The sequence below is a fragment of the Sphaerobacter sp. genome (assembly GCF_019683595.1).
Lineage (GTDB): Bacteria > Chloroflexota > Chloroflexia > Thermomicrobiales > Thermomicrobiaceae > Sphaerobacter.
On record NZ_JADGHZ010000234.1, the window covers coordinates 1 to 4,616 of the forward strand.

The 4,616-nt window shown below is 68.7% G+C and carries 6 protein-coding genes; all 6 read right to left on the bottom strand.

From position 1 onward, the window contains the following. Window positions 1–149 precede the first annotated feature (149 nt). On the bottom strand, window positions 150–611 hold the full coding sequence (locus tag IRZ30_RS15815; protein WP_294086513.1) for a FixH family protein: 462 nt from the start codon (window positions 609–611) through the stop codon (window positions 150–152). Further along, a complete protein-coding gene (locus IRZ30_RS15820; protein ID WP_294086525.1) occupies window positions 608–1,177 on the bottom strand; it encodes a copper chaperone PCu(A)C in 570 nt (189 codons plus the stop codon). Before IRZ30_RS15820 ends, IRZ30_RS15815 begins: the two co-directional genes overlap by 4 nt. Before the next feature lie 23 nt (window positions 1,178–1,200). Then, entirely contained in the window at window positions 1,201–1,812 is a 612-nt protein-coding gene (locus IRZ30_RS15825; RefSeq protein WP_294086515.1) for an SCO family protein, read from the bottom strand. A 4-nt stretch (window positions 1,813–1,816) separates the two neighbouring features. Further along, window positions 1,817–2,476, bottom strand: a complete 660-nt coding sequence (locus tag IRZ30_RS15830; RefSeq protein WP_294086517.1) for an SCO family protein — start codon at window positions 2,474–2,476, stop codon at window positions 1,817–1,819. A 177-nt stretch (window positions 2,477–2,653) separates the two neighbouring features. Next, a complete protein-coding gene (locus tag IRZ30_RS15835) occupies window positions 2,654–3,325 on the bottom strand; it encodes a response regulator transcription factor (RefSeq protein WP_273032465.1) in 672 nt (223 codons plus the stop codon). Further along, the coding region (locus tag IRZ30_RS15840) for an ATP-binding protein (protein WP_294086524.1) at window positions 3,297–4,616 on the bottom strand (1,320 nt) is incomplete at its 5' end. The genes IRZ30_RS15840 and IRZ30_RS15835, both read right to left, overlap by 29 nt.

A 4,616-nucleotide genomic window follows, 5' to 3' on the forward strand; every position in this document is an offset into this window, starting at 1 on the left:
GGCGTCATGCGTCATGTCATGCGTCATACGTCATGCGTCATGGGTCTTGCGTGATGCGTATTGCGTACTTCGTACTCCTCCCCTCTCCCCTCGTGGGAGAGGGGTCGGGGGTGAGGGGGACGCATGACGCAGGACGTGTGACGCATCACTCAGTGCCCCGCATCCTCGTGGTTGTCGTGGTCCCCGTTGTCCCCGTTGTGCTCGTCATCCCCGTGGACGCCGGGGAGATCCTCGCTGTGCTCGAAGGAGGTGCCGTCGGCGAGCGTCACGTGGGCGGTGAGGATCCAATCGCCGCCCATGGTGAACTCGAAGCCCTCGGTCACGTACCGGCCGTCACCCTGGTGGTGCGCGTCGGCGATGACCGGCTTCATGCCCGCGTGGCTCATGTTGCCCTCGACCTCCACCGTGGCGCCCGTCACGGGCGCGTTGTCCTGGTCGCGGATCGTCACGGTCACGGTCGCGGGGCCGACGGTGGCGGGCGACGGCTCGACCGCGAGAGTTACCTGGTAGTTCGCGGGCGCTTCCGATGAGGCGCTGCGCCCGCAGGCCACGCCGAACGTCAGGACCGCCACAACCGCGAGCAGCACCAGCCCGCGGCTGAATTGCCTCATGGCTCGCGTACCTCCACCTCGATCGTCATCTCCCCGGCGCGCTCGAACTGCAGCGTGGCGGAGAAACGATCGCCCACCTCCAGGTCTCGCGTGAGGCCGATCAGCATGATGTGCTCTGCGCCGGGCTTCAACTCCGCTTTGCCGCCCGCGGGAATGGTCACCCCGTCGATTGGCTCCATCCGCATGACGCCACTCGCGTCGATGCTGCTGCGGTGGATCTCGACCACCTCCGCCACGTCGGTGGTCACCGCCACCAGGCGGTCGTCCTCCTTGCCGGGGTTGCTGATGGTCAGGAAGATCGCGCTGGTCCCGCCACTCTGACCCGCGTGGGCGCTGCCGTGGTCAGAGCCCTTGTCCGTCTCACCGTGGGACATCGTTGACTGGCCCGGCGACGCCATCCCGGGCCGTGCCCAGGGGTCGTCCAGCCGCAGCCCGCTGGCCTCGGCCTCCTCTGATCCTCCGCACGCCGTCAACGCTGCCAGGGCCAGCACAGCCACCAGCGCCAGGACCGCCACCCGGCGCGCTCGTGGCCACCAGCCCATCCCGTTCGTCACCATCCACTCCATCTCAGTCACCACCTGACTCAACATCATTGCTTCAGCGCCCAGCGCAAATCATTCGCAATTTGCTCGCCGGTCAATCCGTAGGGGAGCATCAAACGGAGGTCGCCGTTGCGGTCGAGGACGAGCACCGTGGCGGTGTGGTCCACCAGATAGCCGCCCGCGCTGCCGCGCTCCTGCTTCTCGAAGTAGACGCCCATGCCGGTCGCGACCTCGCGGATGCGCTCGACATCCCCGCCCAGCCCGATGAAGGACGGGTCGAAGCGGCTGACGTACTCCTGGGTGATCTCGGGCGTATCACGGTCGGGATCGACCGTGATCATCACGACCTGCACGTCCTCGGCACGCTTGCCGAGTTCCTTCATGGCGCGGGCCACGTTGGCGAGCGTGGTCGGGCAGACATCCGGGCAGTAGGTGTAGCCGAAGTAGAGGACCACGACCTTGCCGCGGAAGTCGGCGAGCCGCACTTCCTGCCCACCGGCGCCGGTCAGCGGCGCGTCGACGATCGGTAGCGGCGGGTCGATCGCCGATCCGTGCAGGCTGCCCCCACCGAAGGGGAGCAAGCCGGCCGCGAACGCACCGGCGGTGGCACCTCCCACCAGCACCAGTGCGGCAACGGTCAGGATGATCCAGCGTCTCACGGCATCACCTCGTCCGGCAGACGAATAGATGGGTCGCCTCGTAGGCCAGGCGGGCAGGGCCGCGACTCTTGCGGGCCTCGTTGGCGACGATGCGGATATCGTTCACGATGTGCTCGGCGCGCGGCGGGCCGACCCGGTACTCGGCGCGCACTACGCCCCAGCCGTCGACAAGCACCAGCGTCGGGTCGTACCGGAAGGAGCCGTCGGGGTTCTGCTCGTAATAGACATTGAACCCCCGCCCGACGATCAACTTCATGAGATTCGGGTCACCGGTGGCGAAGGTCCAGCGGCTCGGATCGGCACCTGCTGCCTTCGCGGCCGCCTTGAGTGCCTCGGTTGAGTCGCGTTCCGGGTCGAAGGAGATGGTGACGAGGCGGACCGGCGGGTCGTCCTCGGTTTCAGCGGCGAGCAGATCCTGAACCTCACGCATGGTGGCGGTGGTGCGGGTGCACGGCTCATGGCACGACAGGTAGGTGAAGTCGTAGAGGACGATCGACCCGCGCAGGTCATCGCTAGTGAGCCGGTTGCCGTTCTGATCGGTCAGGGCGAAACCCGGTGCCGGCGCGATGCGCGGGAGCACGCGGATCGGGCGCAACGACGCCAGGGCGACGATCGCCACCGCCACCGCCAGAATCGATCCGTAGAGAATGGTCGTCCGCTTCATCAACCTACCGCGACCCCGCACGTGTCACGTGGTCCCCACGCGCGAGGCCACTCGCCCGCCGGCCCGCTGCCCATAACTGTACGTCGCGCGCGGCGGGGAACCGATAGCCCCTTGCGGGCAGGGAGAGTCAAAAGAGGGTCATTCGGCTGGTACATCGGCTGGTGCGAGCGTGGAACGCTACTCATCCCTGGCCTTCGGCGGGGGGATCAGGCCGTGTGCCACGGCGTAGGCCGCGGCCTGACGACGGCTCGAGAGCTGCAACTTCGCGAGGATGTTCTTCAGGTGGTTCTTGACCGTGTGCTCGCTGATCGAGAGGCGCGCGGCGATCTCTTTGTTCGACAGGCGCAGCGCGACCAGCTCCAGCACCTGCACCTCGCGCGGGGAGAGGCCGCCGTCCGGCTCCAGGATCTCCGCCTGGCGCTCCAGGCGGGCGAACTCCTCCAGGATGCGCGCGGCCATGCGGCGGCTGATCGCCGCTTCCCCGCGCGCCAGCCCGCGGAGCTGGTCCAGGAGCTCGGCCGAGCGGATGTTCTTGATCAGGTACCCCTGCGCGCCGGCCTTGATCGACTGGAAGAGCCGTTCGTGGTCGTCGTAGACAGTGAGCATCACGACGCGCACCTCAGGCAACTGGCGCTTGATCCGGCGCGTGGCCTCGATGCCGTCGATGCCGGGGAGGTCGATGTCCATCAGCACGACGTCGGGCACCAGTTCCCGCGCGCGCTCGACCGCCTCCTCGCCGCTCGCCGCCTCACCGACGACGGTGAAGTCCGGCTGGTACGAGAGCAGGCTGGCCAGCCCCTCGCGGAAGAGGGCATGGTCGTCAACCAGCAGCAGCGAAATCTGGGACACGATGAGACACCCCTGTCGTCGGGAGCGGCGCGCGGAGTGTGATCCGCGTCCCGCTCCCGGGTTGGCTGTCGATCTGGAGCGTGCCACCCAGGCTCTCCGCCCGCTCTCGCATGGTGAGCAGGCCGAAATGGTGGCCCTGGCGGTTGGCCGACGACGGATCGAACCCCTGCCCGTCGTCCGCCACGGTGAGGATCAGGTCTCCCTCCTCGAGGGTGCAGCGAACGCGGACGCTGCGCGCTTCGGCGTGTTTACGGACGTTGCTCAGCGCCTCCTGGGCGATGCGGATGACCTGCAACTCGGAGGCGCGCGGCAGGACTCCAGGCGGTAGGTCGTCGATCTCGAGGGCGACATCCAGGTCAGTCTGCTCGGCGAAGTCGTCGAGGTATGTGCGCAGCCCGGCGGCCAACCCGGGCGCGCCGTCGGTCACCAGCCGCAGCCCCAGGATCTGCTCCCGCACATCGGTGTAGGTGCGCTCGGCCGCCTGGCGCAGCGTCTCGATCTCCGCGCGGGCGGCGTCCGTTGCACCCGCGGCGATCAAGCCGTCGACCGTGCCCAGCTTGACCAGCACGTAGGCGAGCATCTGCGCCACGCCGTCGTGCATCTCCCGCGCGATGCGGCCCCGTTCCTCGACGACCGCCGCCTCGTGCGCCTGCTGGTGCAGGCGCGCGTTCTCGATCGCCATCCCCAGCGTGTCGCCGATGGCCCGGAGTAGGCGCTGCTCCGCCGCGGAGAACCCGCCCCGCGAGCGGTTCAGCCGCAGCGTCCCGTGGCGGTGCCCACGGGCCTGGAGCGGCACGCGCATCTCCCGCGCATCCGGGTTCGGTCCGTCATCGAGCACGTCCACGGCGCCGGCGACGACCGGCTGCGTCAGGTCGATCTGCACGGTATCGGCCGGGAAGAGCCGTCGCAGGGTCTCCTCCGCCTGGGCCACGATGTCCCCGACCCGGAGCGACGCCCCGGCGGACGCGGCCACGGCGTTGAGCGCCGCCAGCTCCGCATTGCGACGCAGCAGCCGGCGTTGCATGTGCTCGATCACGCCGAAGACGAGGTGGCTGAAGCCGAACGCCAGCCCGAAGGCCAGCAGCCCGACAATCAGGTTTCCGATCTCGATGGGGATTGCCGGCAGCGTCCGGGTCGCGCCGTGTGCCCGCAGGAACGGCTCGACCACGAGGTGCCGCGTGCTTTCCAGCGCGAAGATAAAGACGCCGGGGACGACGACGGTGATCCACTTCAGCAGCCGCAGCCTCCGGGCGAACGGCGGTCTGGGCTCAAGCGGCATCGGCCCGTCGCC